Origin of the sequence: Streptomyces sp. AN091965 (genome assembly GCF_022698285.1) — a bacterium.
Taxonomy (GTDB): Bacteria; Actinomycetota; Actinomycetes; order Streptomycetales; family Streptomycetaceae; genus Streptomyces.
This window is the reverse complement of record NZ_JALDMY010000001.1, coordinates 1,680,428-1,703,248: the sequence shown is the minus strand read 5'-3', so window position 1 is coordinate 1,703,248 and position 22,821 is coordinate 1,680,428. Positions and strand designations below refer to the sequence as shown.

General features: G+C 73.6%; 19 protein-coding genes. 6 read left to right on the top strand and 13 right to left on the bottom strand.

The features are described from left to right. Nucleotides 1–10 precede the first annotated feature (10 nt). A complete protein-coding gene (locus tag MQV74_RS06610; RefSeq protein WP_242715092.1) occupies nt 11–349 on the bottom strand; it encodes a CU044_2847 family protein in 339 nt (112 codons plus the stop codon). Nucleotides 350–492: 143 nt separating this feature from the next. Between MQV74_RS06610 and MQV74_RS06605 the strand changes: the two genes are divergently transcribed. Then, complete coding sequence (locus tag MQV74_RS06605) at nt 493–1,338, top strand: serine peptidase (RefSeq protein ID WP_242715091.1); 846 nt, start codon at nt 493–495, stop codon at nt 1,336–1,338. Nucleotides 1,339–1,356: 18 nt separating this feature from the next. Here MQV74_RS06605 and MQV74_RS06600 read toward each other — a convergent pair whose 3' ends face one another. Further along, a complete protein-coding gene (locus tag MQV74_RS06600) occupies nt 1,357–1,797 on the bottom strand; it encodes a MarR family winged helix-turn-helix transcriptional regulator (RefSeq protein WP_242715090.1) in 441 nt (146 codons plus the stop codon). 112 nt (nt 1,798–1,909) lie between these two features. Here MQV74_RS06600 and MQV74_RS06595 point away from each other — a divergent pair, with 112 nt between their 5' ends. Next, nucleotides 1,910–3,394 carry an MFS transporter gene (locus MQV74_RS06595; protein ID WP_242715089.1) on the top strand — a complete coding sequence of 495 codons (1,485 nt, stop codon included), beginning with the start codon at nt 1,910–1,912 and terminating at the stop codon, nt 3,392–3,394. 35 nt (nt 3,395–3,429) lie between these two features. Here the strand turns inward: MQV74_RS06595 and MQV74_RS06590 are convergent, their stop codons facing one another. From MQV74_RS06590 to MQV74_RS06550, 9 genes are all read right to left on the bottom strand, one after another. Next, nucleotides 3,430–4,233 carry a thioesterase II family protein gene (locus tag MQV74_RS06590; protein WP_242715088.1) on the bottom strand — a complete coding sequence of 268 codons (804 nt, stop codon included), beginning with the start codon at nt 4,231–4,233 and terminating at the stop codon, nt 3,430–3,432. Between the two features lie 194 nt (nt 4,234–4,427). Then, the gene (locus MQV74_RS06585; protein ID WP_242715087.1) at nt 4,428–4,955 is read right to left on the bottom strand and encodes a PadR family transcriptional regulator; all 528 of its coding nucleotides are present in this window, start codon (nt 4,953–4,955) and stop codon (nt 4,428–4,430) included. Nucleotides 4,956–5,108: 153 nt separating this feature from the next. After that, the gene (locus MQV74_RS06580; RefSeq protein ID WP_242715086.1) at nt 5,109–6,125 is read right to left on the bottom strand and encodes a DUF5954 family protein; all 1,017 of its coding nucleotides are present in this window, start codon (nt 6,123–6,125) and stop codon (nt 5,109–5,111) included. Nucleotides 6,126–6,304: 179 nt separating this feature from the next. After that, a complete protein-coding gene (locus MQV74_RS06575) occupies nt 6,305–8,173 on the bottom strand; it encodes a protein-arginine deiminase domain-containing protein (RefSeq protein WP_242715085.1) in 1,869 nt (622 codons plus the stop codon). A 218-nt stretch (nt 8,174–8,391) separates the two neighbouring features. After that, nucleotides 8,392–9,144 carry a class I SAM-dependent methyltransferase gene (locus tag MQV74_RS06570; protein WP_242715084.1) on the bottom strand — a complete coding sequence of 251 codons (753 nt, stop codon included), beginning with the start codon at nt 9,142–9,144 and terminating at the stop codon, nt 8,392–8,394. Nucleotides 9,145–9,314: 170 nt separating this feature from the next. Next, the gene (locus MQV74_RS06565) at nt 9,315–10,610 is read right to left on the bottom strand and encodes a cation:proton antiporter (protein ID WP_242715083.1); all 1,296 of its coding nucleotides are present in this window, start codon (nt 10,608–10,610) and stop codon (nt 9,315–9,317) included. A 42-nt stretch (nt 10,611–10,652) separates the two neighbouring features. Continuing rightward, nucleotides 10,653–12,071, bottom strand: coding sequence for a cytochrome P450 (locus MQV74_RS06560; protein ID WP_242715082.1), 1,419 nt, complete (start codon nt 12,069–12,071; stop codon nt 10,653–10,655). After that, nucleotides 12,068–13,177, bottom strand: coding sequence for an alpha-hydroxy acid oxidase (locus MQV74_RS06555; RefSeq protein WP_242715081.1), 1,110 nt, complete (start codon nt 13,175–13,177; stop codon nt 12,068–12,070). The genes MQV74_RS06560 and MQV74_RS06555 overlap by 4 nt, the downstream gene beginning before the upstream one ends. Further along, a complete protein-coding gene (locus MQV74_RS06550) occupies nt 13,177–14,784 on the bottom strand; it encodes an NAD(P)-binding domain-containing protein (protein ID WP_242715080.1) in 1,608 nt (535 codons plus the stop codon). Before MQV74_RS06550 ends, MQV74_RS06555 begins: the two co-directional genes overlap by 1 nt. 277 nt (nt 14,785–15,061) lie before the next feature. On the opposite strand from MQV74_RS06550, the gene MQV74_RS06545 reads away from it, so the two are divergent. After that, the gene (locus MQV74_RS06545; protein ID WP_242715079.1) at nt 15,062–16,639 is read left to right on the top strand and encodes a class I adenylate-forming enzyme family protein; all 1,578 of its coding nucleotides are present in this window, start codon (nt 15,062–15,064) and stop codon (nt 16,637–16,639) included. On the opposite strand, the gene MQV74_RS06540 is transcribed toward MQV74_RS06545, so the two are convergent. Next, nucleotides 16,632–17,633, bottom strand: coding sequence for a helix-turn-helix domain-containing protein (locus tag MQV74_RS06540; protein ID WP_441349352.1), 1,002 nt, complete (start codon nt 17,631–17,633; stop codon nt 16,632–16,634). The two genes, MQV74_RS06545 and MQV74_RS06540, sit on opposite strands and share 8 nt — an antisense overlap. Nucleotides 17,634–17,833: 200 nt before the next feature. Between MQV74_RS06540 and MQV74_RS06535 the strand changes: the two genes are divergently transcribed. The 3 genes from MQV74_RS06535 to MQV74_RS06525 all read left to right on the top strand — a co-directional run bounded on the left by MQV74_RS06535 (nt 17,834) and on the right by MQV74_RS06525 (nt 21,981). After that, nucleotides 17,834–18,712: an NAD(P)-dependent oxidoreductase gene (locus MQV74_RS06535; protein ID WP_242715077.1), complete on the top strand. Its 879-nt coding sequence runs from the start codon at nt 17,834–17,836 to the stop codon at nt 18,710–18,712. Between the two features lie 513 nt (nt 18,713–19,225). Further along, nucleotides 19,226–21,448 (top strand): MMPL family transporter, encoded by a 2,223-nt coding sequence (locus MQV74_RS06530; RefSeq protein ID WP_242715076.1) that lies wholly within the window; start codon nt 19,226–19,228, stop codon nt 21,446–21,448. Between the two features lie 179 nt (nt 21,449–21,627). Then, entirely contained in the window at nt 21,628–21,981 is a 354-nt protein-coding gene (locus MQV74_RS06525; RefSeq protein ID WP_242715075.1) for a hypothetical protein, read from the top strand. Nucleotides 21,982–22,000: 19 nt separating this feature from the next. Here MQV74_RS06525 and MQV74_RS06520 read toward each other — a convergent pair whose 3' ends face one another. Beyond that, nucleotides 22,001–22,735 carry a class I SAM-dependent methyltransferase gene (locus tag MQV74_RS06520; protein WP_242715074.1) on the bottom strand — a complete coding sequence of 245 codons (735 nt, stop codon included), beginning with the start codon at nt 22,733–22,735 and terminating at the stop codon, nt 22,001–22,003. Nucleotides 22,736–22,821: the final 86 nt, after the last annotated feature.

The window sequence follows — 22,821 nt, the reverse complement described above, 5'->3', positions numbered from 1 at the left end:
CGGCCCGCGGTCAGACGACGGTCTCGCCGGGTGGCGCGGCCCGCCAGGTGAGGGTGACCTGGAAGTGGCTCTCGCCCACGTTGCTGGAGATCAGGGCCCCCGCTTCCGCGTTGAGGCGTACACCGAAGGCCACTTCGACGCCGTCGGGCCGGGGCTGGATGTCCCGCAGGGGGCGCACCATGGCGTTTGCGACCTCGCGGATCTGGTCCATGGCCTGGTCCAGACTGCTCGCGGCCTCGATGTAGCCGTGGTGGGAGCGGGACACCGGGCGCGCGCCGTACTCCTGGTCCTCGACCTCCACGCTCGCGATCCCGCCGCTGGCCAGAGGGAACCGGGCCACCTCGCGCATCGTTCTCCTTCTGACCCAAGAGTCGGCTTCGGCCCCGGCGAATCGGGTCCGGACACTATTGTGCAGGAAGCTCAACGGACCGGTGGGCAAAGGAGATCGCCCGTCCACGGCGCGCCAAGGGCGGGGGCGACCATGGGGGTGCCGTGCGGATCGTCGGCGTACACGGTGTGGGGAACTACCAGCCGGGACAGTCCGCGAAGGACGCGTCGGCGCGGCTGACCGGGATCTGGCGGCGCCATCTGGCCCGGGGCCCGGGCGGCGCCCTCATGACGGCGGCGGAGCTGACCGTCGCCTACTACGCGGACCACGTCCAGGACGAGGACGCCCAGGGCGAGGACGTGGACCTGGACGACCTGCCGGACGACGCCGAGCACCTGGTCCGGCTCTGGCTGGAGGAGCTGGGCCTCCCGGACGAGGAGGACCAGGGCCCGGGCACCTGGCCCGTGCGGCAGGCGCTCGGCTGGCTGGCCGCGCGGCGGCGGCTGTCCCCACAGCTCGTCGAGCGGTTCGTGGCGCGCTTCTTCGGCGAGGTGGCCACGTATCTGCGCAGCGGCTCCCCGGCCAGGGACGACGCGCGGAACGCGGTGGCGGAGGTGATCGCCCGCGAGCGGCCCCACGTGGTCATCGCGCATTCGCTCGGCTCCGTCGTCGCCTACGAAGCGCTGTGGGCGCGGCGCGAGCACGAGGTGGACCTCTTCCTCACGCTCGGCTCGCCCCTCGCCCTGCCGCACGCCGTCTTCCCCCGCCTCGCCCCCGCACCGGCCGACGACGCCGGCGAGCGCCCGCCGTCGGTGCGCCGCTGGGTCAACATCGCCGACCTCGGCGACCTGGTCGCCCTGCCGGTACGGGGCGTCTCCCGGTACTTCCACGGGGTGGAGACCGACACCCACGAGACCATCCACGCCTTCGACTTCCACCTGGCGGCGAACTACCTGGCCAGTGCGGCGGTGGGGGAGACACTGACCCGGTGGGCACGGGGAACGGCCTGACCGCGGCCGCCCGCAGCCCTAGGACGCCTCGCCCGGCCCGGCGGTGAAGACGCGGCTCAGCAGGTCGTGCAGGGCGGTGCGCTCCGCGTCGTCGAGGGCGTCCAGGCCCGCGAGCGTGGTGCGCATGTTCGCGCGGATGGCGTCGATGACGCGCTCGCCCTCGGCGGTGAGGACGACGTTCTTGACGCGCCGGTCTCCGGGGCTGGGCTCGCGGCGCACCAGGTCGCGCTTCTCCAGGCGGTCGACGATCCCCGTCATGTTCGAGGCGTCGCAGGCCAGGATCCCGGCGAGGACGCGCATCGCGGCCGGGCCGCGGCGCAGCACGCTCAGGGTCTTGCCCTGGCTTGCCGTGAGGTTCTCGCGGGCGGCCGCGGCCGTGAAGTCGCCGTAGTAGGCGCCGAGCGACACCGAGAGCAGCTCCATCAGCTGGCCGGTGCCGACGCGTGGAGTTTCTGGCATGGGCCCATCTTACGCCCTAAAACTTGACCATCTCAAACAATGGCCCCTACAGTGATGCGGTTGCTTGAGGTTCTCAAGTTTCTAGGTTCTTAAGCAGTTGGGAAGAGATTCCGTGTCTCACGCACACCGCACGGGGACGTCACGCCCCTCGGGGCAGACCTCGATCGTCCTGGTCCTGGGGCTCGCCGCCATGGTCGTATCGATGATGCAGACCCTGGTCGTCCCGATCCTGTCGATCATCCAGAACGACCTCGGCGCCACCACGGCCAACGTCAGCTGGGTGACCACGGCCACGCTCCTGTCCGCCGCCGTCTTCACTCCGCTCCTCGGCCGCTTCGGCGACCAGCACGGCAAGAAGCCCACGCTCGTCGGCGTGCTCCTCGTGATGATCGCGGGCTCGGTGCTCGCCGCCACCACGACCTCGCTGACCTGGCTCATCGTCGGCCGCGTCCTCCAGGGAGCGGCCACGGCGATCTTCCCGCTGGCCCTGTCCGTGCTGCGTGAGGAGATCCGGCCGGAGAAGCTGCACGGGGCGATGGCCCTGGTCAGCGGCACCCTCGCGTTCGGCAGCGGTCTCGCCCTCGTCGGCGCGGGGCTCCTCACCCAGGGGGACGACCCGGACTACCACCGGGTCTTCTGGCTCGCGGTCGTCCTCGCCGTGGTCGCCCTCGTCGGCGTGATCTTCGTCGTGCCCGCCTCCCGCGCCACGACGGGCGGCAGGACCGACTGGCTGGGCGCGCTCACCCTGGCGCTGCTCCTCGTCCTGCTGCTCCTGCCGATCTCGCAGGGCCACGAGTGGGGCTGGACGTCGGGCCGTACGCTCGGCTCCTTCGCCGGGGCGGTCGTGATGGCGGGCGTGTGGGTCCTCACCGAGAACCGGGTCAAGGAGCCGATGGTGGACATGAAGATGTTCACGCACCGCCCGGTGCTCTTCACCAACCTGGCGGGCCTGCTGCTCGGCTTCGCGATGTTCGCCCAGTTCATCGGCGTCTCGTACCTCGTGCAGATGCCCGAGGACGTGGCCGGCTACGGCTTCGGCGCCTCCGTGCTCGGCGCCTCCGTCGTCTATCTGCTGCCGACCACGCTCGTCTCCCTGGTCGGCGCCCAGTTCGGCGGCGTCCTGGTGCGCCGGATCGGGGCGCGCGTCACGCTCGCCGTCGGCGCGGCCTTCGGCGTGCTCGGCTTCGCCTGGCTGACCCTGGCCCACGACACCAGCGCCTCCGTGATCGGCGCGGGCATGGTCGTCGGCCTGGCGATCAGCTTCGGCTACGCCTCCATGCCCGCGCTCATCGTCGCCAGCGTCCCGGCCCACCAGACCGGCATCGCCAACGGCATCAACTCGATCTCCCGCTCGGTGGGCAGCGCCATCGCGAGCGCGATGATCACCACCCTCCTCGCGTCGAAGACCATCGAGCTGCCCGCCGGGATGCCCGCGCTGCCCGAGGAGAGCCAGTTCACCCTGAGCTTCGCCATCGCGGGCGGGGCGTTCCTCCTGGTGGTGGCGGTCGCCCTGGTCGGCCTGCGGGCGGCGCACGCGCCGCGTGCGCAGGTGCTCACGAAGGTGGCGGAGTCGGAGCCGGAGCGCGCCGCGGTCTGAACCGTCTCCCGCCGCTCGCCGTGTCCGGCGCCCGCTCAGCCCTGGCCGTGTCCGGCGTTCGAGCGGGCGCCGAACATCTCGGCGACGATGCGGGCGGCGTGGTCCGCGAGGTAGAAGTGGTCACCGGGGAACACCTGGGTGAAGAAGTCGCCGCCGAGGCTCGCCTCGCGCCACGCCTGCGCGTCCTGCGTGGTCACCTCGGAGTCCTGGTCGCCGGTGAACACGCCGATCGGGCAGCGGAGCCGGGCGTCGAGGTCCGGGCGGTAGGTCTCGATGAGGCGGTAGTCGGCGCGGACCGCGGGCAGCACCATCTCGCGCAGCTCCGGCTCGTCCAGGAGGCGGGGGTCGGTGCCGCCCAGCTCCTTCATCTTCCCGACGAACTGCTCCTCGGGCAGCAGGTGCACCGTGCCGCGGCGCTTGCGGCTCGGGCCCTCGTGCCCGGAGACGAAGAGCCGCCGCGGCGCGGGCCCCGTCCCGGCCTCCAGGCGCAGCGCGGTCTCCCAGGCGAGCGCGGCACCCATGCTGTGCCCGAAGAGGATCAGTTCGCGGTCGGGGCGTATGCCGGTGCGCAGCACCTCCGCGACGGCGTTGGCCAGGTCGGACATCGTGGCGATCGGCCGCTCCCCGAGCCGGTCCTGACGGCCCGGGTACTGCAGCGCCACCAGCTCCACGTGCTGCGGCATCAGCTGGGCCCAGGGGGTGAAGAAGGACGCGGTCCCGCCCGCGTGCGGAAAGCACACCAGGGTGGTCCGCGCGGCGGGGCGCGGCTGCGGGCGCCGCAGCCAGCGGGCCGCGGTGTCCTCGGCGCGGGGGGTCGTCGTCCTCGGTTCGATGGTCATCAGCACTCCGTCAGGGCGGGAAGTCGGTCGGGCCGCGGTTCTCGTGGCCGCCCGCGTGACGCAACCAGAACCGGGGCGGACGCCGCAACCTCGATGTGCGCCGCACGTCGGACCGGGTTCCCTACCCGGCTCGGCCGCCGGATATCCGCGGCGGTTCGTCCGGTTGCCCGGACGGTCCGCGGGCGCGTGCCCGCTCAGGCGTCGGGGGCGCCGTCCAGGACCTCCCGCAGCCAGGCGACCTCCGCGCGGTTGACGGCCCGCGCGGTGAGGAGCATGCCGCGGCGGTAGGGGTCCTCGACCTCCTCGGCGCTGAGCGGGCGGTCGCCGTCGTAGAAGAAGCTGGCGGGGGTCTCCAGGAACTCCAGGCGCCGCCGCAGGACCGCGTGCTGCTGCGCGGTGTCGGGCAGCAGCGAGAGGAACGCCAGGACGGTGAAGAACCGCGTGGAGTCGGTGATCTCGTGCGGCGCGGGGTCGCGCAGCCACGCGAGGAGCCGCTCGCGCCCGGCGTCGTTGAGCGTCAGCACCTGCCGCCTGGTGGCCGCCGCACCCGGCTCGCTGTGCCGCCCCAGCAGCCCGCGCCCGACGAGCCGGTTGATCGCCGGATACAGACTCCCGTCACTCACCGGCCGCGTGTGCCCGGAGAGCCGCTCGACCCGACGCCGCAGCTCATAACCGTGCAACGGCCCTTCGGCGAGGCTTCCCAGGATGGCTAGCTCCAACACGGAGTCATGGTCGCACAGGGCCGGGGTGTGCCTCGAATCGAGGGAGTGCGCCGTGGTGCAGGGGGATGCGCAAAGGAGTCCCCCCGCCCGTCGGTCCGGCGGGGAGCCGGACGCCGCGGACGGCCCGGCGGTCGGCGTGGGTGCGGTGGTGTGTCAGTCGTCGTAGTGGATGGCCCCGTCCTCGTCCATCGTCGGGTGCAGCTTCATCGGGTCGGTCGTCTCCACGTCCGAGGGGCGGGCGGGCTCGGGGCCGTCGGGACCGACGCGGACCATGCGTTCCACGCGGCAGATGCGGAAGCACTGGTCGCGGACGACGACCTCGTTGGCGCGGCCCGCCGACTTGAACCGGTCGGCGGCGTGGGCGAACGCGGCGCGGTCGGCGTCGTCGAGGTCGTACAGGAGCGGCCAGAACTCGGTCAGGCCGTGGACGAGCAGGCGGCGGGCGTCGTGCGGGGTCGGCATGAGGGCGCCGCGCGGCCGCCAGCGTTCGCCGCGGCGCTCCGCGACCCCGAAGCTGACGGGCAGGAGCACCACCTCCGGATAGTCCCGTACGGCCCGGCGCGCCTCCTCGCGGACCGCCGGGGGACAGTCGTCGCCCGCGTACGTGAAGCCGCGCAGCGCGAGCCGCAGCGCGCCCGCCATGACGCCGCTGTCGCGGCCGGGGGCGAGGGCGAAGCCCGCGTCGTGGGAGGGCGGCGAGGGCCGCTGGTCCCACGAGGGGACGGTGGGTTCCGGGTCGGTGGGGCGCGGGGGTTCGAGGCCGTCGTCACCGGCGCGCGCGAACTCCTCGCCGCGCACGACGCGGTAGCGGGTGCCGAGGACGGTGACCTCGTTCACCCGCTCCTGCTCCAGGCGGGCCACGGCGGCGAGCAGGGCCCGGCGCTCGGCGCGGCCGTCCGCGTCGTCCTTCGCCCTGAACCACAGCAGGGAGTTGAGGCCGTCCCGGGCCTGCTGGGGCGTGCCGTCCATCACGTCGTTGAGGAGCCGCCAGTCCGTCTCGTCGCCCGGCTCGCGCGCGGCGAGCCCGAACACCGGGCCGCGCACCGCGAGATGGGGATAGAGGTAGGAGGCGTCCAGGGCGTCGGCCTCGCTGACCCACGCGGCCGGGTCGTCGCGGCGTACCAACTCGGAGTGGAGCGCGTCGATCTGCCGCTTCCAGTCGTCAGACATGGGCGCCATTGTTCCGGGACACGGCCCGTCGGGTCGGCGGTGTCACGCGAGAGCATGATGAATCCGTCGATCGCTTGGCAGCGGGGCGGCTGTGCCCTATAGGGGCCCGTCCTGCCGGAGGCCCGTAAGAGACCCGTGGGAGGCCTGGAGGAGCCACGCGGGGGCCGGTGCGTGTCGCGTCAGGGCGTGATCTCGCGCAGCGCGTTGGTCGCGCAGTGCACCTCGCCCAGGCTCAGATGCGCCCAGGAGAAGTTCTCCACCCAGCGCACCCGCACGCCGCCGGCCGTCAGGGCGCGTTCGGCCGTGTCCCGGAACAGGTCGCGCCCGCGCACCCGCGGTCCGTGCGGGGCCGGAGCCGCGTAGTCGCGGGCGGTCAGGGACAGGCCGTTGGCGAGCGCGGGGGAGAAGGCGATGTGGCGGCGCGGTCCGCCGGGCCCGGCGTCGATGCGGGCGTACAGCACGGGGAGGCGGACGAGCTCGTCCGCGCGCAGGCCGGTCTCGCGCAGGAGCACCTTCAGCTGCCCGTCGATGTGCCGGGCCGCGTCCGCGTTGTCGCCCTCGGCGGCCTCGTGTCGCAGGTACGCGTCGACGGTCGGTTTGTCCGGCGCGACCGTGTCCGCGAACAGGCGCTGTTCGCCCGCACCGGCGCGCCGCGCCTCGCGCAGCAGGTCGAGCGCGAGGCGCGGGTCGGACACCGCGAGCGTCCAGCCGCGCGCGTTGTCGGCCCGGACGACGTGCACGGTCTCGTCGGCGTGCCCGGCGAACAGCCAGGACGTGTCGAGGACGACGGGTTCCTGCTGCCGCTGGGCGCGGAGCATGCGCGTGAACGACGGGTCGGGGTGGCGCCCCGCGGTCGCGCCGTACACGATCCGGCCCCGCGGGTGTCCCGGGTACGGGGGCAGGGACTCGAAGTTGCCGGTGAAGTTGAGGAGTTCGTCGACGCCGGGGCCGCGGCGGGTCGTGTACTGCTGGACGACGCCGACGCCCGGCCCGCGCAGATCGCGGAAGAGCAGCCGCCCCGCCCGGCGCAGGCTCTCCCGGCGGCCGTCGGCGGACTTCCAGTGGTTGGGGGAGCGCAGCAGGACGCGCATCGTGTGCGGGGTGCCGCCGGGCGTCGGCTTGCTGACGTAGCCGGGTTCGGCGACGTCCTGGCGCCAGATGTCCCGCCACCACCGCGACGAGCCCGCCTGGAAGCGCAGTTCGCGGTCGGGCAGGCCCGCGGCGCGGGTCGCTGCGCGCAGCGAGTCGGCGAACTCCCGCCACTGCCCCGGCGGTCGCGTGCTGACCGGCACCTCGGCGGGATGCCCGCTGTCCGGGGCGCCGGGGCCGGGCGCGGCGGCGAAGACGTGCCGGGCGCGCTGGAGGTCGTGCTGGAGGAGGACCGGCGTCATGCGCAGGGTCAGCGTGGCGCGCCGGGGCTCCGCGCCCGCCGTGGTGAGGGTGAGGGCGACGTCGCCGTCCCACCGGCGGGTGTCGCGCACGATGTCGCGCCCCTCCACGGCGAGCTGTACCCCGTGGCGCAACTCCCTTGCCGTGAGGCGCCCTTCGCCACCGAGCGGGACGTACCGGCCGCCCCGCTCCACGAAGATCCGTACGTACGGGCGCTGCGCCGCGGGCACGGTGACGCGGCCGCCCGCGTCCGCCCCGGCCCGGGTCGGCCGCACCCGTACGGGTGTCAAGTCCTTGAGGTCCTCGGGGCCGTTGACGACGTCGTCGGCCGCGTCGTGGCACGCGGCGAGCCGCCGGTCCACGGCCACGTCGAGGCGGTCGAGGTCGCCGGGGCGCAGTCGGCAGCGGCGCGTGTCGTCGTCGAGGTTGGGCAGCAGGGCCGTGCCCTCGGGCGCGTCGAGAACCGGGCCGTGAGGCGTCGTGGCCTCTGCGGCTCCCGCGGACCCCGGGCTGAGCAGCGCCGCCACGAGCACCGCACACCCCGCCGCGCCGGGCGCCGCGCCGAACCCCGCCCGGCGGCGCGGGCCGTGCCGGTCGCCCCCCGCCCCGGACGGCCGCGTACCGCCGCCCCGGGCATCCCCTGTCGCGCAGACGTCCATCGCGGGCCCCTTCCGTCGCCCGCCGCCGAGCGGAGGCGGGATCGCGTCTCTGGTCGCCCTTCACTCTTCCGGCGCGGCCGGCCCGGTGCGTCGTGCGCCCGGGTGACGCGGGCGTGCATCCTTCGGCGCAGCTCTGGGTTGAGCTTCTCCACCTACGGAAGCGGGGCCCCGCACCGAAGGGTGCAGGGCCCCGCGCGGCCGGGCCGTGAGGCGATCCGCTAGGCGTCCCTGCGGAACAGGCCCGCCCACAGGAAGGGCTCGCCGAAGTGCGGTGACCCGGGCGGCTCGTCGCGCATCCGGCGCAGCTCGACCTCCGTGAGGTCGGCGAAGATCCAGCGCAGCGACTCGGCGGAGTACGCGAGGCCGCCGTGCAGCCGCGCCTGCCGGTAGAAGTCGGTGTCGGACAGCTCCGAGCCCATGCCGCCCGCCGCGAAGCAGGTCAGCGCCAGATGGCCGCCGGGCGCGAGCACCCGGTCGAGCAGCGCGAGATAGCTGACGCGCCGGTGCGGCGGCAGATGGTGGAAGCAGCCCGAGTCGACGACCAGGTCGTACGGTCCGCGCAGGACGTCCGGGCCGAGCGCGAAGGCGTCGCCGTGGTGGAAGCGCACGTCGGCCCCGGCCTCGCGGGCCCGCTCCCCGGCCCAGGCGAGCGCCGCCGGTGACAGGTCGACGGCGTCCACCGTGAAGCCGCGCGCGGCCAGGTGGAGCGCGTTGCGCCCCGGGCCGCAGCCGAGGTCGAGGGCGCGGCCGGGCTGGACGAGCCCGGAGTCCAGGTGCGCGGCCAGGTGTGCGTCGGGCTTGTCCACGAAGAACGGCACCGGCTTGGACCGGTCGGTGTAGAACCCGTCCCACCAGTCGGCCGCGTCCGCCGTCCAGCGGTCGGCCTCCGGTGCGAACAGGCCGTCCATGAGCTCCAGTACGTCCTCGACACTGCGTATGTTCCGCTCGGCTGCGCGTGCGTCCCGGTGCATCCGATCCCCTTTCGCGATGTCCCTGGACAGTACCGTCGGACGCTACGAAGTCCCAGCTCAGGAGGCATATGGTGAACGTGCGTACAGGCGTGTGCGGGGCGTGGGCGGACCGGGTGACCGGGGCTGCGCGGTCCGCCCCGTACGCCCGGTGACGGCCCCGCGCAGGGCCGTCACGGGCCTGTTTCGGCCGCCTTCGGAGCCAGTTCCTGAACAGGTTCGCGGGAGTCGGCCGCGGGGGGCCGTGCCGTGCGGTCGCGGCGGTCCCAGAGGCTCAGGATGGGGGTGGCCATCAGCGTCGTGACGAGCGCGACGACCACGAGCATCGAGAACATCCGCTGCGTCACGATGCCCGCGGAGAGCCCGACGTTGATGGCGATGAGCTGCATCAGGCCGCGCGCGTTCATCAGGGTGCCCACGCGCAGCGCGACCCCCCGCTCCTCACCGACGGCCCGCGCGGCCAGCCAGCACGCGCCGAACTTGCCCAGGACGGCGGCGGCCACGCACGCGGCCGTGACCAGGAGCAGCGTCGGCCCGGTGAGCAGGCCGAAGTCGGTGTTGAGGCCCGAGTACGTGAAGAACAGCGGCAGGAAGACGATCTGGCCCGCGGGCGCGAGGGCGCCGACCGCACGGTCCACCGCGGCACAGCGCGGGAAGACCACGCCGAGGCTGAACGCCCCGAAGACGGCGTACAGGCCGATCGTGTCCGTGTACCAGGCGGCGAGGAACAGCGTGAGGACGACGAGCAGCAGCGTCCGCTCGGGGGCGAGCCGCTCCAGGCGGCGCGCGACCGGCTCCCGGGCGCGCAACAGCAGCGCGAGCATCAGGAACAGGCCGAGCGTCCCGGCCACCGCCTTGGCGAACGGCCCCGCGCTGTCCTGCGACAGACTCAGGACGCCGGCGAGCAGCACCCACGCGACGGCGTCGTCGACGGCGCCCGCGGCCAGCGAGATGGAGCCGAACCTGGTACCCGTCAGACCGCGTTCGGTGATGATCCGGGCCAGCATCGGGAACGCCGTGATGGCCAGGGCGACACCCACGAACAGACAGGAGACCGGCACCGGGGCGTCGCCGGGCAGGATGTCGACAATAGGGTGCACGGCCCACGCCAGACCGGTGCCGAGCGCGAGCGGTACGACCATGCCCGCGGCCGAGATCACCCCGGCCGCCCGGGCCACCGGCCGCAGCCGGTCGGCGCGCAGCTCGTACCCGGCCTGGAACATGAAGACGACCAGGCCGATCTGCCCGGCCACGAAGAGCACCGGGCGCAGCGCTTCGGGGAACAGCTCCTCCTCGACGCCGGGCGCGAGAAGGCCGAGCAGGGACGGCCCGAGCAGCACCCCGGCGACCATTTCGCCGACGACGGGCGGCTGCCCCAGGCCGCGCAGCGCCAGCGCGGTGATCCGGCAGGTCACGAGGATCACCACGACGGCGAGGAAGAAGGCGGGGCCGAGTTCGGTGGTGGACATGGTCCGCGCCCTTCGACTCGGGACGGCTGGGGACGGTGGGCCTCAGTCGGACAGGTGGGGACACCCGGGAGAGCCCGGGCCGGGGTGCGCGGCGAGCGGCCGCCCCTCGGTGTCGTGGGTCGCGAAGTACGTCGTGGCGAGCCGGTGGCGGCGGGCGTCGAGCACCATCCAGGTGCCGAGCACGAGCTGTGCCGGTGCCCGCCCGACGTCCTCGAAGCGGTCCCTGACCCGCAGGAACGCGCGGGCGCCGCGTGCCCACGGCTGGGTCAGTGGCCGCCCGCGCGGCACCAGGAGGCAGGGCGCGCGGTGCGGGATGGACCGGGTGTGGGAGACCGCCGAGTCGAGCGCGTAGCGGCGCAGCACCTCGCGCGCGGCCGCGCGCATCACGACGGGGGCGAGCCGCCAGGCCGGGCACGGCCGGTTGGCGGCGACGCCGAAGGGGATGTGGTGGGCGCCCCTGGCCGTGCGCGTCTCCCAGCGGTGCGGCGCGAAGACCTCCGGGTCCGCGTACCCGGTGGCGTGGTAGGCGGGATAGCTGAAGCAGAGCACCGAACCGGCGGGCAGCGTGGGGCCGTTGCCGAGGGTGATGTCGGCCGTGGTGATGCGGTGGGCGACGCCGAAGAGGGGATAGAGCCGGAACGTCTCGTCGATGACGTGGTCCAGATAGCGGTCGTCGTCCGGCGCGCGCGCCACGCGGTCCTGTACGTCGTGGTGTTCGGCGAGGGCGAGCAGCAGATGGGCCATCGCCTCGGAGAGCTGCACCACGGCCGTGTTGAAGAACGTGCCCTGGAGGTAGTACGCCCGCTCGTGCGCGGTCAGGGAGCGCGGCAGCGCGTGCGGCACGGCTCCGGCGGCGACGCGGCGCGCCAGGTACCGGGTGAGGCGGTGCCTGCGCCGCAGGTGGCGCGGGCGGGTGCACTTGAGCGCGCTCACCACGTCGTCGGCGTGGTCGGTGATCAGGCGGCGCACCCCGGGCGGGCACGGCTCGTGGAAGACGCGCTCGTGGAAGAACTCCGCCCACACGGGCATCATCAGGTCGCGCAGCCGCACGAGGGTGGCCCGGCCCGTCCCCAGTTCGTCGAGGACGGCGGCGGTGCAGCGGGCCGCGGCGCGCGAGAGGTCCGCGGCGGGCCCGGCGAGGATCGCCAGGGTGGTGCGGGCCACCTCGTCGTAGCGCGGACCGGCCTCCAGGTGTTCCTGGTGGACGTCGGCGCCGGGCGCGAGCCAGTACCAGAACAGGTCGGACAGCGCGGCTCCCCGGCTGCGGCCGCCCGCCGCCGGATGCCCGTACAGCTCCTCGAACCGGTCGGGCCCCACCTGCTCACCCGGGACCGGGACCCCCTCGCCGCCCCCGAGCCGCGCGAAGATCCGCATCCGCAGCGCGACGACCGCGGACGGCAGCCAGTACGGCGACGACAGCGCGGCGAGCCCGGCGGCGGCCGCCCCGGTGCGGAACCTCATCGCGCCTGCCCCGCCCGCTCGTCGGGCCCCGTCGGCGGCGGCCACGCCCTGGTGACGACCATGTCGGCGGTCAGGTCGCCCGGCCCGCGCCCGCCGCACAGGGTGAGGACGTGGTCGAAGTCGGCGCGCAGCAGCTCGATGACCTCCCGCACGCCCGCCTCGCCGTCCGCCGCGAGGCCCCACAGCACGGGCCTGCCCACCCCGACCGCCGTGGCGCCGAGCGCGAGCGCGGCCGCGACGTCGGCTCCGGAGCGGACCCCGCCGTCGAGCAGCACGGGCACGCGCCCCGCGACCGCCGCGGCGACGCGCGGCAGCGCGCGGACGGCCCCCGGCGCCGCGTCGAGCTGGCGGCCGCCGTGGTTGGACACCCAGACCGCGTCCATCCCTTCGTCCACGGCGGTACGCGCGTCCAGCGGGTGCAGCACTCCCTTGAGTACCACGGGCAGGTCGGTGAGGTCGCGCAGCCGGCGCAGGTGCCGCCAGGTGAACTCCGGTGACATGGCGATGGGCAGGGTGCCGCCCGGCGGGGTGCCGGGCAGGTCGCGCAGGTTCTCGGGCGCGAGGCCCGGCGGCAGGTCGTGGAAACCGTTGCGCTCGTCGCGGGCGCGGCGGCCGAAGACCGGGGTGTCCACGGTGACCACCAGGGCCGTGCAGCCCGCCTTCTCGGCGCGGCGCACGAGGGCGGTCGTGACGTCGTCGTCCGGGTGGAAGGAGACCTGGAACCACACGGCGGCGTCCGCGCGCACGGCCCGCGCCGCGGCCACCACGTCGGCGACGGCCACCGTGGCCGCCATGCTGGTCACCAGGACGGTCCCGGCCCGCGCGGCGGCGCGGGCGGTGGCGTGCTCGCCGTCGGGGTGGGCCAGGCGGTGGAAGGCGGTGGGGGAGACGACGACCGGCAGCGAGGCCCGGTCGCCGAGCAGCGCGACCCCGGTGTCCCGCCGGTCGTTGCCGCGCAGGACCCGGGGCAGCAGGGCCAGTTCGGCGAAGGCGCGTTCGTTGTCGGCGAGGGCGGTCTCGGCTCCGCTGCCCCCGGCGTAGTAGTCGTAGTGGACGGGGTCGAGCGCGGCGCGGGCGCGGTCGTGGAGCTCGTCGATGCGGGACATCAGGCGCGGCCCGCGCTCTCCCGCGCCAGGTGCTCGCGCAGGAAGGCAAGGAGCGGGGCGCGGTGGACCTCCTCGCTGTCCCACTCGTTCTCCAGGTTCTCGGTGACGTGGTGCTCGGCCCGGAGCTCACCGGCCCGGAAGGCGCGGACGACGGGGTGCAGATAGCGGCCATCGAGTCCGGTGGTGTCGCGCTGCCCGACCCGGCCCGCCCCGATGTCGAACGGGTCGACGCGGTCGTGGTCGGCGCCGTACTCGAGGGTGACGGCGCCGTACTCCGCCACCTCGCCGAAGTGCCCCTGCGCGACCGCGCGGTGGAGGTGGTCGACCGGTACTTCCTCGCAGTAGCGCAGGCCGCCGTCGGTGCCGACGAGCAGGGCGTCGGCCAGGAAGCCGAACTGCTGCCACAGCGCGGAGCTGCGGTTGACGCGCGCGAGCACGGCGTCCGCGGCCGCCGCCGCGGTGGCCGGAAGCTCCCTGCCCGGCCAGGGGACGCCGTGGTAGCGGCGTTCCAGGATGCGGTGCAACGCCCGGACGCCGTAACGGAATCCGTGGATGAATCCGCTGGTCGATTTCTTGAAGTCCCGCACCTGGGTGAGCGTGCCCGCGAAGAACAGGTCCGGCACGTCGACGGATTCCCATGCGTCGGTCTGCGCCGGAAACCGGTCGTTGACGGTGAGGCGTGGACGGCATTCCGGGGCGAAGAGGGATGCGTCGAAGCGGAATCCGGTGGCGAGAATGACGCGGTCGTACGGTATCTCCTTGACCACTTCGTCGACCCGGGCGAAGCTCACCGCGGCCACGTACGTGCCGTCGGGCTGCTTGCGCAGGGACAGGACCCGGCCGTCGAGGAGCGCGTTCTGCGATTTGAGCTGGTAGGTGTCCAGGAAATTGTTGTTCACCGCCCGCAGATGTCCCACGAAGTGCGTCTGCCACGCCATGCGCAGCGAACCCGGCCCGGCGAGATGGATGACCGCGGCCGTCTCGATCAGGTTGTCCGCCGTCTCGAAGCCGGAATTGCCGCGCCCGATGATCAGCACCCGCCGGCCCGTGAAGTCGTCCGGGTCGACCGACACCTCGTCGTACCGCTCGGCGGTCTCGACGCCCTCGATGTCCCGGGGGACGTAGGGCCGGCTCACGCCGGTGGCCACGATCAGGCGCCGGGCGCGCAGGACGCCGCCGTCGGCGGTGCGGACAATGAAGTCGCCCGTCCCCGCGGGCGGCCCTGGCCTGCTGATCTCGCTGACCCGGGTGGCGTACCTGACGTTGAGGCGGTGCGTCGCGGCGAAGTCCGCCAGGTAGCGGACCATGTCGTCGGCGGCCGGGAAGTAGCGCGGGGTGCGCTCGGTGAACAGCGGGGCGCCCTCGTGCGAGAGGAGCGAGTTCCAGTCGGTGCGCAGCCGCAGCTCGGGGTCGTCCCAGCCGGTGTGCACCTTGTTGATCGAAATGAGTTTCCGGTGGCGCGGGAAACGCGTGAAGAACGTTCCCGGAGCCGTTCCGGACTCGACGATGAGATAGCTGTGGCCGGAGCGGTCAAGGAAATATCCGGCCTGGAGTCCCGCGGGTCCCGCGCCGACTATCAAGTAGTCAATCAAGCCACCGTCAGACACGCCTTGCTCCCGTCTCCGGTGAGCGTCGCCGACGTCCCCGGTGAGAGGCTTCAACGAGCGGATACATCACGGTAGTTGATACTTCAAGTGGGCCGCCAGATCGCCTCGGTGTGGCGTGCGTCACAGGGAATGGGGGCTTGTGGGAAGAGGGTCGAGCGATACCGTGACCCTGGCCGGTCGGCCCCCGGGCGAAAATCGGCCAGAGATCGTACGCCGCTTTCCTGTTCTGTACCCTCATTCCCGCTGCCGCTGTTTCATCCTCCGAAACGGATGCCCCGTGGAAAACGGACGCAAAGCGAGCAATTCGACGGAACTGCCCTTCCCGCAGGCCCTGATCGACGCGTTCCGCCGCCATCCCGCCTCCGTGGCCTTCGAGCACCGCTCCCGCGCCGTCACGCGCGGCGAGGTGCTCGCGCTCATCACCCGGTGCGCGGCCGGGCTGCGCGCGGCGGGACTCGGCCCGGGGCGCGCCGTCGCCCTCGCCACGGACGTCACCCCCGAGGGCTTCGCCGTGCAGATCGCGGCCCATCTGCTGGGCTGCCGGGTGACCGGCCTGCGACCGGGCCTGACGCCGTCCCAGCTCGCGCACGTCCTCGCCGCCGACGTCGACGTGGTCGTCACCGACGCCGCCCCGCCGCCGCCCGAGCTGCTCCGCGCCGCCGGTGACCTCCCCGTCCTGCGGCTCGACAGCGACCTGCTCGCGGCGCATCCGCACGCCGGCCCGCTGCCCGGCGACGGCCTCGTCGCGCGCGGCCGCCCGCACGACGCCGCCCTGGTGCACCTCACCAGCGGCAGCACGGGCCGGCCCAAGGGCTGTGTCCTCGACTACCGTGCGCTCACCGCGTACTGGTCCTGGCAGCCCGCCCACGGGGACGAGCGGATCGCGCGCCTCGCGGCCGGATACCGGCGCTTCCTGCTGTTCGGCACCCTCACCAGCGCCGTCATGTTCGAGCACCTGGGCCTGTGTCTCCTCGGCGGCGGCACCGCCGTGATCCCCGCGCCCCCGCTGGAGTTCCCCCGGCTCGTCGAGCGCCTGCGGATCACCGCCCTGCTGATGACCGTGCCCCGGCTGCACCACGTGCTCGACGCGCTGCGCACCGGGCCCGGCCGCGCCACCGACCTCAGCGGCCTGCGGGTCCTGATCGTGGCCGGATCCCCGCTCGCCCCGCACACGCTCGCCGAGGCCGTGCGGCGCATCGGCCCCGCCGTGCACCAGGCGTACGGCCAGACCGAGACGGGCATGCTCACGCTCCTGACGCCCGACGACCTCGCGCACGGGCCCGAGGGGGCCGCCACCTCCGTCGGCCGCCCCTGGGCACGCACCGAACTGAGCGTGCGCGACGCCGAGGGCCTTCCGGTCCCGACCGGCACCACCGGCGAGATCTGGGCACGCACGCCCTGCGCCATGACCGACTACTGGCGCGACGAGGCGGAGACCGCCCAGGTGCTCCGCGACGGCTGGGTGCGCACCCGCGACGTGGGGCACCTGGACGCGCGGGGCTTTCTGCATCTGACGGGCCGCAGCCGCGACATCGCCATCGTCAACGCGGTCGTGCACTACTGCGGCGCCCTGGAACGGGCCGTCGCCGCCCACCCCGACGTCGACCGGGCCTACGTCGTGGCCGCTCCGGACCGGCGCACGGGCGAGGCCGCCCACGCCTTCGTCGTCGCGGCGCCGGGCCGCACGCCCGCCCTCGACGCCGTACGGGAGCACGTCGAGGCGGAACTGGGCGTCGCGGGGCTGCCGTCCACGCTGACCGTCCTCACCGACGTGCCCGTGGCGCCGAGCGGCAAGCCGGACAAGGAGGCGCTGCTCGCCCGGGTCCGCGCGCGGGCTCCGGGAGCGGTCACCTAGCCAGCGGCTCCGGCGCCCGGCCCGTCTGCGAGAACGCCCTGCGGTAGTCGCCGGGCGGCACCCCCACGTGCTTGAGGAAGTGGTGGCGCAGGTTGTTCGCCGTGCCGAGGCCGCTGAGTTCGCCGACCTTCTCGACCGGCAGGTCCGTCGCCTCCAGGAGGCTCTGCGCCCGCGCCAGGCGCTGGTTCAGGAGCCACTGCAGGGGCGTGGTGCCGGTGGCCGCCTGGAGCCGCCGGTAGAACGTGCGCGGGCTCATCGCCGCGCGGCGCGCCAAGTCGTCGACGGTCAGCGGCTCGTCGAGGCGCCCGCGCGCCCACTCCAGGACGGGGCTCAGGCTCGCGTCGTCGGCCGCGGGCACCGACAGGTCGATGAACTGCGCCTGCCCGCCCGGCCGGTGCGCGGGCACCACCATGCGCCGCGCGAGCTGGTTGGCGACGTGCGCGCCCAGGTCGCGGCGGACGAGGTGCAGGCACAGGTCGAGCCCCGCCGTCAGGCCCGCGCTGGTGAGCACGTCCCCCTCGTCGACGTACAGGACCGAGTCGTCGACCTCGACCTTCGGGTAGCGCGCCGCCAGCTGGGCGGTGTGCTGCCAATGCGCCGTGGCGCGGCGGCCGTCGAGCAGCCCCGCCTCGGCGAGCGCGAAGGCGCCGTTGCACAGCGACACCATCCGGGCGCCCGCCGCGTGGGCGCGGCGCAGCGCGTCGACGAGCCCGTCCGGCAGGGGCGCGCCCTCCTCGACGCAGGCGTCCGGCACCGAAGGGACGATCACGGTCTCCGCGTCGACCAGGTCGTCGAGGCCGTACGGCGTGCGCACCGAGACGCCGAAGGGCTGCGCGGCGGCGTCCCGCGCGCCGGAGCCGGTGTCCGTGCCGCACAGCATCAGGTCGTACCAGTGCTCGGAGAGGTCCGGCTGGGGCTTGCCGAACACCGTGCACGGGATGCTCAGTTCGTACAGGTCCCAGGAGGGGACCCCGATCTCCTCGGTCACGACCACCGCGACGGAACCAGCGCTCATGCGGCGAGCGTACGGCCGCTCCGAGGGGTGGCAGGAATTTGGTGACCGACGTCACCGCTGTCACTGTCCCGCTCCCCGGCCCGCTGCGAGGGTTCTCGTACCGGATCACCACGGACGCCGCCGCGGGCGGTCGTCCGGACACGACCGCGTCCGGTGGACGCGCAAGGAGCAAGCACGCAATGAACGCCGAACACCGCACCCCCGTCACCGTCATCGGCCTGGGCAACATGGGCGCCGCCCTCGCCGCCGCCCTGCTGGAGCGCGGCCACGAGACCACGGTGTGGAACCGCACGCCGGCGAAGGCGGAGGCGCTCGCCGCGCGCGGCGCCCGGGTCGCGGCGACCCCCACGGAGGCCGTGGCGGCCAGCGGCCTGGTGATCGCCTGCGTCCTCGACTACGACGCGCTGCACGCGGTCGTCGACCCGGCCGCGGCCACGCTCGCGGGCCGCACGCTCGTCAACCTCACCACCGGCTCGCCCGAGCAGGCCCGGGAGTTCGCCGCCTGGGCCGCCGAGCGCGGCGTCGACTACCTGGACGGCGCGGTCATGACCACCCCGCCCGGCGTCGGCAGCCCCGAGATGATGTTCCTCTACAGCGGCCCGCGGACCGCCTTCGACGCCCACAGGCCCGCCCTCGAAGCGCTCGGCGACCCGCTGTTCCTCGGCGAGGACGCGGGCTTCGCCCCGCTGTACGACGTGGCGCTGCTCGGCCTGATGTGGGCGGCCTTCGGCGGCTGGCTGCACGGGACCGCGGTCGTGGGCGCCGACGGGGCGAAGGCGACGGAGTTCGCGCCGCTCGCGCTGCGCTGGCTCGGCGGCGCCGTGGGCGGCTTCATCACCCGGTACGCGGCCCAGGTGGAGGAGGGCAGCTACCCGGGTGACGACGCCACCGTCGACGTGCAGATCGCGGCGATCGACCACCTCGTCCACGCGGCGGCCGACCGCGGCGTCGACACCGCCCTGCCCGAGCTCCTGAAGGCCTTCATGGAGCGGACGCGCGCCGCGGGGCACGGCGGGGACAGCTTCGCCAGCGTCATCGAGGTCCTGCGCACGGCCTGACGGCCCCCCGAGGCCGACCCTTAGGGGGCCCGAGGGGGGCGGGCGGTCCGCCGCGGGCCGCCCGCCACCCCCTTGGAACACGCCAGCGCGCCGCGTCGTTGGAGGAGGGGAGCGTGCCGCTGCGACGCACGTCATGCGGCGGTGACCGGGCGCCCCCGGCGCCTCGGCGCAGGTGTCTGCTGATGCCTCAGGTGTCCGAAACGGCACCTGTCCAAAAGGTCTGTGATTCGACCTAAATGCCCGATGCTGAGGGCGGGTTGTTGACCAAGAGACGCAGGTCACACCCCTGGTACATGAGATCTACATGTAGTCGGCGCATCTCCTACCCGAGGATGAGTCGGCCGACTTCCGACTACGACGGACGTGGGCGCGGACTCCGGCCCGCAGTCTGACTTCCGCGCGCTCCGGTGCCGTCACGATGGAGTGGATCCTGCCGACCCAACCCTGCCGCGCGGCGCCCGCCGCCAAACGGGTCGGTCCTGCCTGCCAATCCCGACGGGAGTCTCGTTCGCCGTGGCTACGTTCCTCTACAAACTGGGCCGTCTCGCCTTCAGACGGCGCTGGTGGATGGCGCTCATATGGGTGCTGCTCTTCATCGGCGCGGGCGTCGCAGCGTCCTCGGCTCCCAAGGCTCCGGCCGACGTCTTCTCCATGCCCGGCACGGAGTCGCAGAAGGCCTTCGACCTGCTCGAGGAGAAGTTCCCCGAGACGAGCGCCGACGGCGCCACGGCCCGTGTGGTGCTCCGCGCCCCCCAGGGCGAGAAGATCACCGACGCCGAGAACAAGGCGAAGGTCAACAAAGCCGTCGACCGGCTGAGCAAGGGCGCGCAGGTCTCGAAGGTCGACGACCCGTTCAAGACGGGCGCGGTCAGCAAGGACTCGACCACCGTCTACGCGACCGTGTCGTACAAGGTCCCCGGACCCGAGCTGACCGACAAGGTCAAGGACAAGCTCACCGACACGCTCAAGGACACCCGCAAGGACGGCCTGACCGTCGAGGCGGGCGGTGACGCGGTCCCGACCGAGCAGGAGCTGGGCGGCAGCGCCGAGCTGATCGGCATCGGCATCTCCGCCGTGGTGCTGCTCATCACCTTCGGCTCGCTGATCGCCGCGGGCATGCCCATCCTGACCGCGCTCATCGGCGTCGGCATCGGCATCTCCGGCATCACCGCGCTCGCCAGCACCCTGGAGCTGTCCAGCACCACCTCGACGCTCGCCACGATGATCGGTCTCGCGGTCGGCATCGACTACGCCCTGTTCATCGTCTCGCGCTACCGCGCCGAGCGGGAGGACGGCCGCACCCCCGAGGACGCCGCAGGACGCGCCGTCGGCACCGCGGGCTCCGCGGTGGTGTTCGCGGGCCTCACCGTCATCGTGGCCCTCTCCGGCCTCGCCGTCGTGAACATCCCGCTGCTCACCAAGATGGGCCTCGCCGCGGCCGGCACGGTCGTGGTCGCCGTCCTGATCGCGCTGACCCTCATCCCGGCGCTGCTCGGCATCGCGCCCCGCAGGACGCTGCGCCGCAAGGACCGCAAGAAGCCCGTCGGCGTTCCGTTCACCGACCCCAACGCCAAGCCGAAGCTCGGCACCCGCTGGGCCCGGTTCGTGCTGCGCCGCCCGCTGGTCGTGCTGCTCGTCGCCATCGCCGGTCTCGGCGTCGTGGCCGCCCCGGCCGCCAACCTGCAGCTCGGCCTGCCGGACGAGGGCACCTTCGCGCCGGACACCACGCAGCGCAAGGCGTACGACATGCTGTCGGACTCCTTCGGCAAGGGCTTCAACGGCCCGCTGACGATCGTCGTCGACAAGGACAAGGGTGCCGGCGCCGCAGCGAAGGACGTCGGCAAGGAGCTCAAGAAGGTCGACGGCATCGTGTCCGTCAGCCCGGCGTCGCCGAACAAGGCCGACGACCTGGCGATCCTGTCCGCGACGCCGAAGACGGGACCGAGTGACCACGACACCGAGACGCTGGTCAAGAAGATCCGCTCCGACATCGGCACCATCGAGTCCAAGACCGGCGCCGAGGTCCTGATCACCGGCCAGACGGCCTCGATCATCGACTTCTCGCAGACCCTCGACGACGCGCTGATCCCGTACCTGGCCCTGGTCGTCGGCCTCGCCTTCCTGCTCCTGATGCTGGTGTTCCGCTCGCTCCTGGTCCCGCTGAAGGCGGCGCTCGGCTTCCTGCTCTCGGTGCTCGCGGCGCTCGGCGCGGTCGTGGCGGTCTTCCAGGAGGGCCACCTCGCGAACGTGTTCGGCGTCGACCAGCCCGGCCCGATCATGAGCATGATGCCGATCTTCATGATCGGTGTGGTGTTCGGTCTGGCGATGGACTACGAGGTGTTCCTCGTGACGCGCATGCGTGAGGCGTACGTCCACGGGGCGCGTCCGGGCGAGGCCGTCGTGACCGGCTTCACCCACGGCGGGCGCGTCGTCGCCGCGGCCGCGGTCATCATGATCAGTGTCTTCTCCGGCTTCATCCTGGAGGACGACGACATCATCAAGACCATGGGCTTCGGCCTCGCCGCCGCCGTCCTGTTCGACGCCTTCGTCGTCCGCATGGCGATCGTCCCGGCCGTCCTCGCGCTGCTCGGCAAGTCCGCCTGGTACCTGCCGGGCTGGCTGAACAAGATCCTGCCGAACGTCGACGTGGAGGGCGAGAAGCTCTACAAGCAGCTCGGCGACAACGGCGGCGCCCCCTACTCCGACCCGGAGCGGGAACTGCAGCCGACGCGCTGACGACACGCGATACACCTGTAGTACCAACGCAGTGCACGGCCGGTGGCCCGGTGACCTCGACGGTCACCGGGCCACCGGCCGTTTCACCGGCCGCGCCGCCCGACCGGCGCGTCCGGGTTGCCGGGCGGCGCGGGGCGTTGTCCGCTGGGATGCCGGGGGAGCGACGACGAGGAGTGCCCATGCCGCCCGAGCCCGACCCGGTCACCGAGACCTTCGCCTTCACCTGCGGAGACTGCGGGGAGACCTGGGAGTCCACCTTCCGGGTCATGTTCTTCCCCGACCCCGCCGCCTCCGCCGACCCCGCGGGGTCGGCCGTCCAGGAGTACGTCGACGAGGACGGCAACGCCCTGCGCTCGCCCCTGGCGGCGGCGGTGTGCCCCAGGTGCGGCGGGCGGACCGTGCACGTGATGGCGCCCGGGTTCGCCGACCGGGCCCACGCGGCCGAGCACCCGCCGCGCCCGCACCACGAGCACTCCCTGCACCTGCCGCACCGGCACCGCGCGCCCGGGCCGCCGCCCGGCGGCGGGGACTGAGCCGCCCCCGGGCCGGGCCTCAGGCCTTGCGCGCGTCCAGGACCGCCGCGTGCGGGGTCGTGAGGTAGCGGGCCCAGAAGTCGTCCGCGGGGCCGGGCTCGGCGGTCTCGGACACCCGGTGCGCGCGCCACCGGGGCGCGCCGAAGCCCGCGTCGCGCAGCGCGCCCTCCAGGGACGCGGCGGTCCAGTAGCGGGCGGTGAACCGCGCGCTGTGCTCGCCCACGGTGAACCCGAAGTCCACCGGGGCGCCGTCCTCGCGGGCGCTGACGTCCAGGCGGAAGCCGTAGCGGGCGTAGTGGTCCGGGTCCGGGTGCACGTCCGGGTGGATGGGCAGGGTCAGGAAGCGCCCGCCGGGCCGCAGCGCGGCCGCCACCGCCCGGCACATCGCGACGAGCCCGTCGTACGTCTCGGCGTGCGGCAGCACGTACACGCCGAGCACGGTGTCGAAGGCGCCGCGCAGCCGCTCCGGGAGCTCCCCGGCGACGTACTCGACACCGAGGGGCTCGTCCTCCTCCCGGCGGCGGCAGTGGTCGACCATGCCCTCGGACGCGTCGAGGCCCACCGTCCGCCGGGCGCCGCGGCGCGCGAGCAGCCGGGTGTAGACCCCGCTGCCGCAGCCGAAGTCGAGTATGTCCTGGCTCCGGATGTCACCGAGGTGCCCGAGCACGGTGGGGAACTCCAGGCCCTGCCTGAAGGCCATGCCCGAGGACTCCTCGTAGACCTGCCCGAGCTCGTCGAACTGACTGCCTGTCACGTCTTCGCCTCTCTGCGTCTGCTGACAGCGTGCGGCGGACGCGGGGCCAAGGGCCGTGCCCCCGCCGCACATCCCCCGCGAAGAAG

What these genes read in the sequence shown, in the direction of transcription:
- MQV74_RS06610 (WP_242715092.1), bottom strand. Translation starts at nt 349, where the DNA reads ATGCGCGAGGTGGCCCGGTTCCCTCTGGCCAGCGGCGGGATCGCGAGC.
- MQV74_RS06525 (WP_242715075.1), top strand. Translation starts at nt 21,628, where the DNA reads ATGCCGCCCGAGCCCGACCCGGTCACCGAGACCTTCGCCTTCACCTGC.
- MQV74_RS06575 (WP_242715085.1), bottom strand. Translation starts at nt 8,173, where the DNA reads ATGGACGTCTGCGCGACAGGGGATGCCCGGGGCGGCGGTACGCGGCCG.
- MQV74_RS06600 (WP_242715090.1), bottom strand. Translation starts at nt 1,797, where the DNA reads ATGCCAGAAACTCCACGCGTCGGCACCGGCCAGCTGATGGAGCTGCTC.
- MQV74_RS06570 (WP_242715084.1), bottom strand. Translation starts at nt 9,144, where the DNA reads ATGCACCGGGACGCACGCGCAGCCGAGCGGAACATACGCAGTGTCGAG.
- MQV74_RS06580 (WP_242715086.1), bottom strand. Translation starts at nt 6,125, where the DNA reads ATGTCTGACGACTGGAAGCGGCAGATCGACGCGCTCCACTCCGAGTTG.
- MQV74_RS06590 (WP_242715088.1), bottom strand. Translation starts at nt 4,233, where the DNA reads ATGACCATCGAACCGAGGACGACGACCCCCCGCGCCGAGGACACCGCG.
- MQV74_RS06560 (WP_242715082.1), bottom strand. Translation starts at nt 12,071, where the DNA reads ATGAGGTTCCGCACCGGGGCGGCCGCCGCCGGGCTCGCCGCGCTGTCG.
- MQV74_RS06565 (WP_242715083.1), bottom strand. Translation starts at nt 10,610, where the DNA reads ATGTCCACCACCGAACTCGGCCCCGCCTTCTTCCTCGCCGTCGTGGTG.
- MQV74_RS06535 (WP_242715077.1), top strand. Translation starts at nt 17,834, where the DNA reads ATGAACGCCGAACACCGCACCCCCGTCACCGTCATCGGCCTGGGCAAC.
- MQV74_RS06555 (WP_242715081.1), bottom strand. Translation starts at nt 13,177, where the DNA reads ATGTCCCGCATCGACGAGCTCCACGACCGCGCCCGCGCCGCGCTCGAC.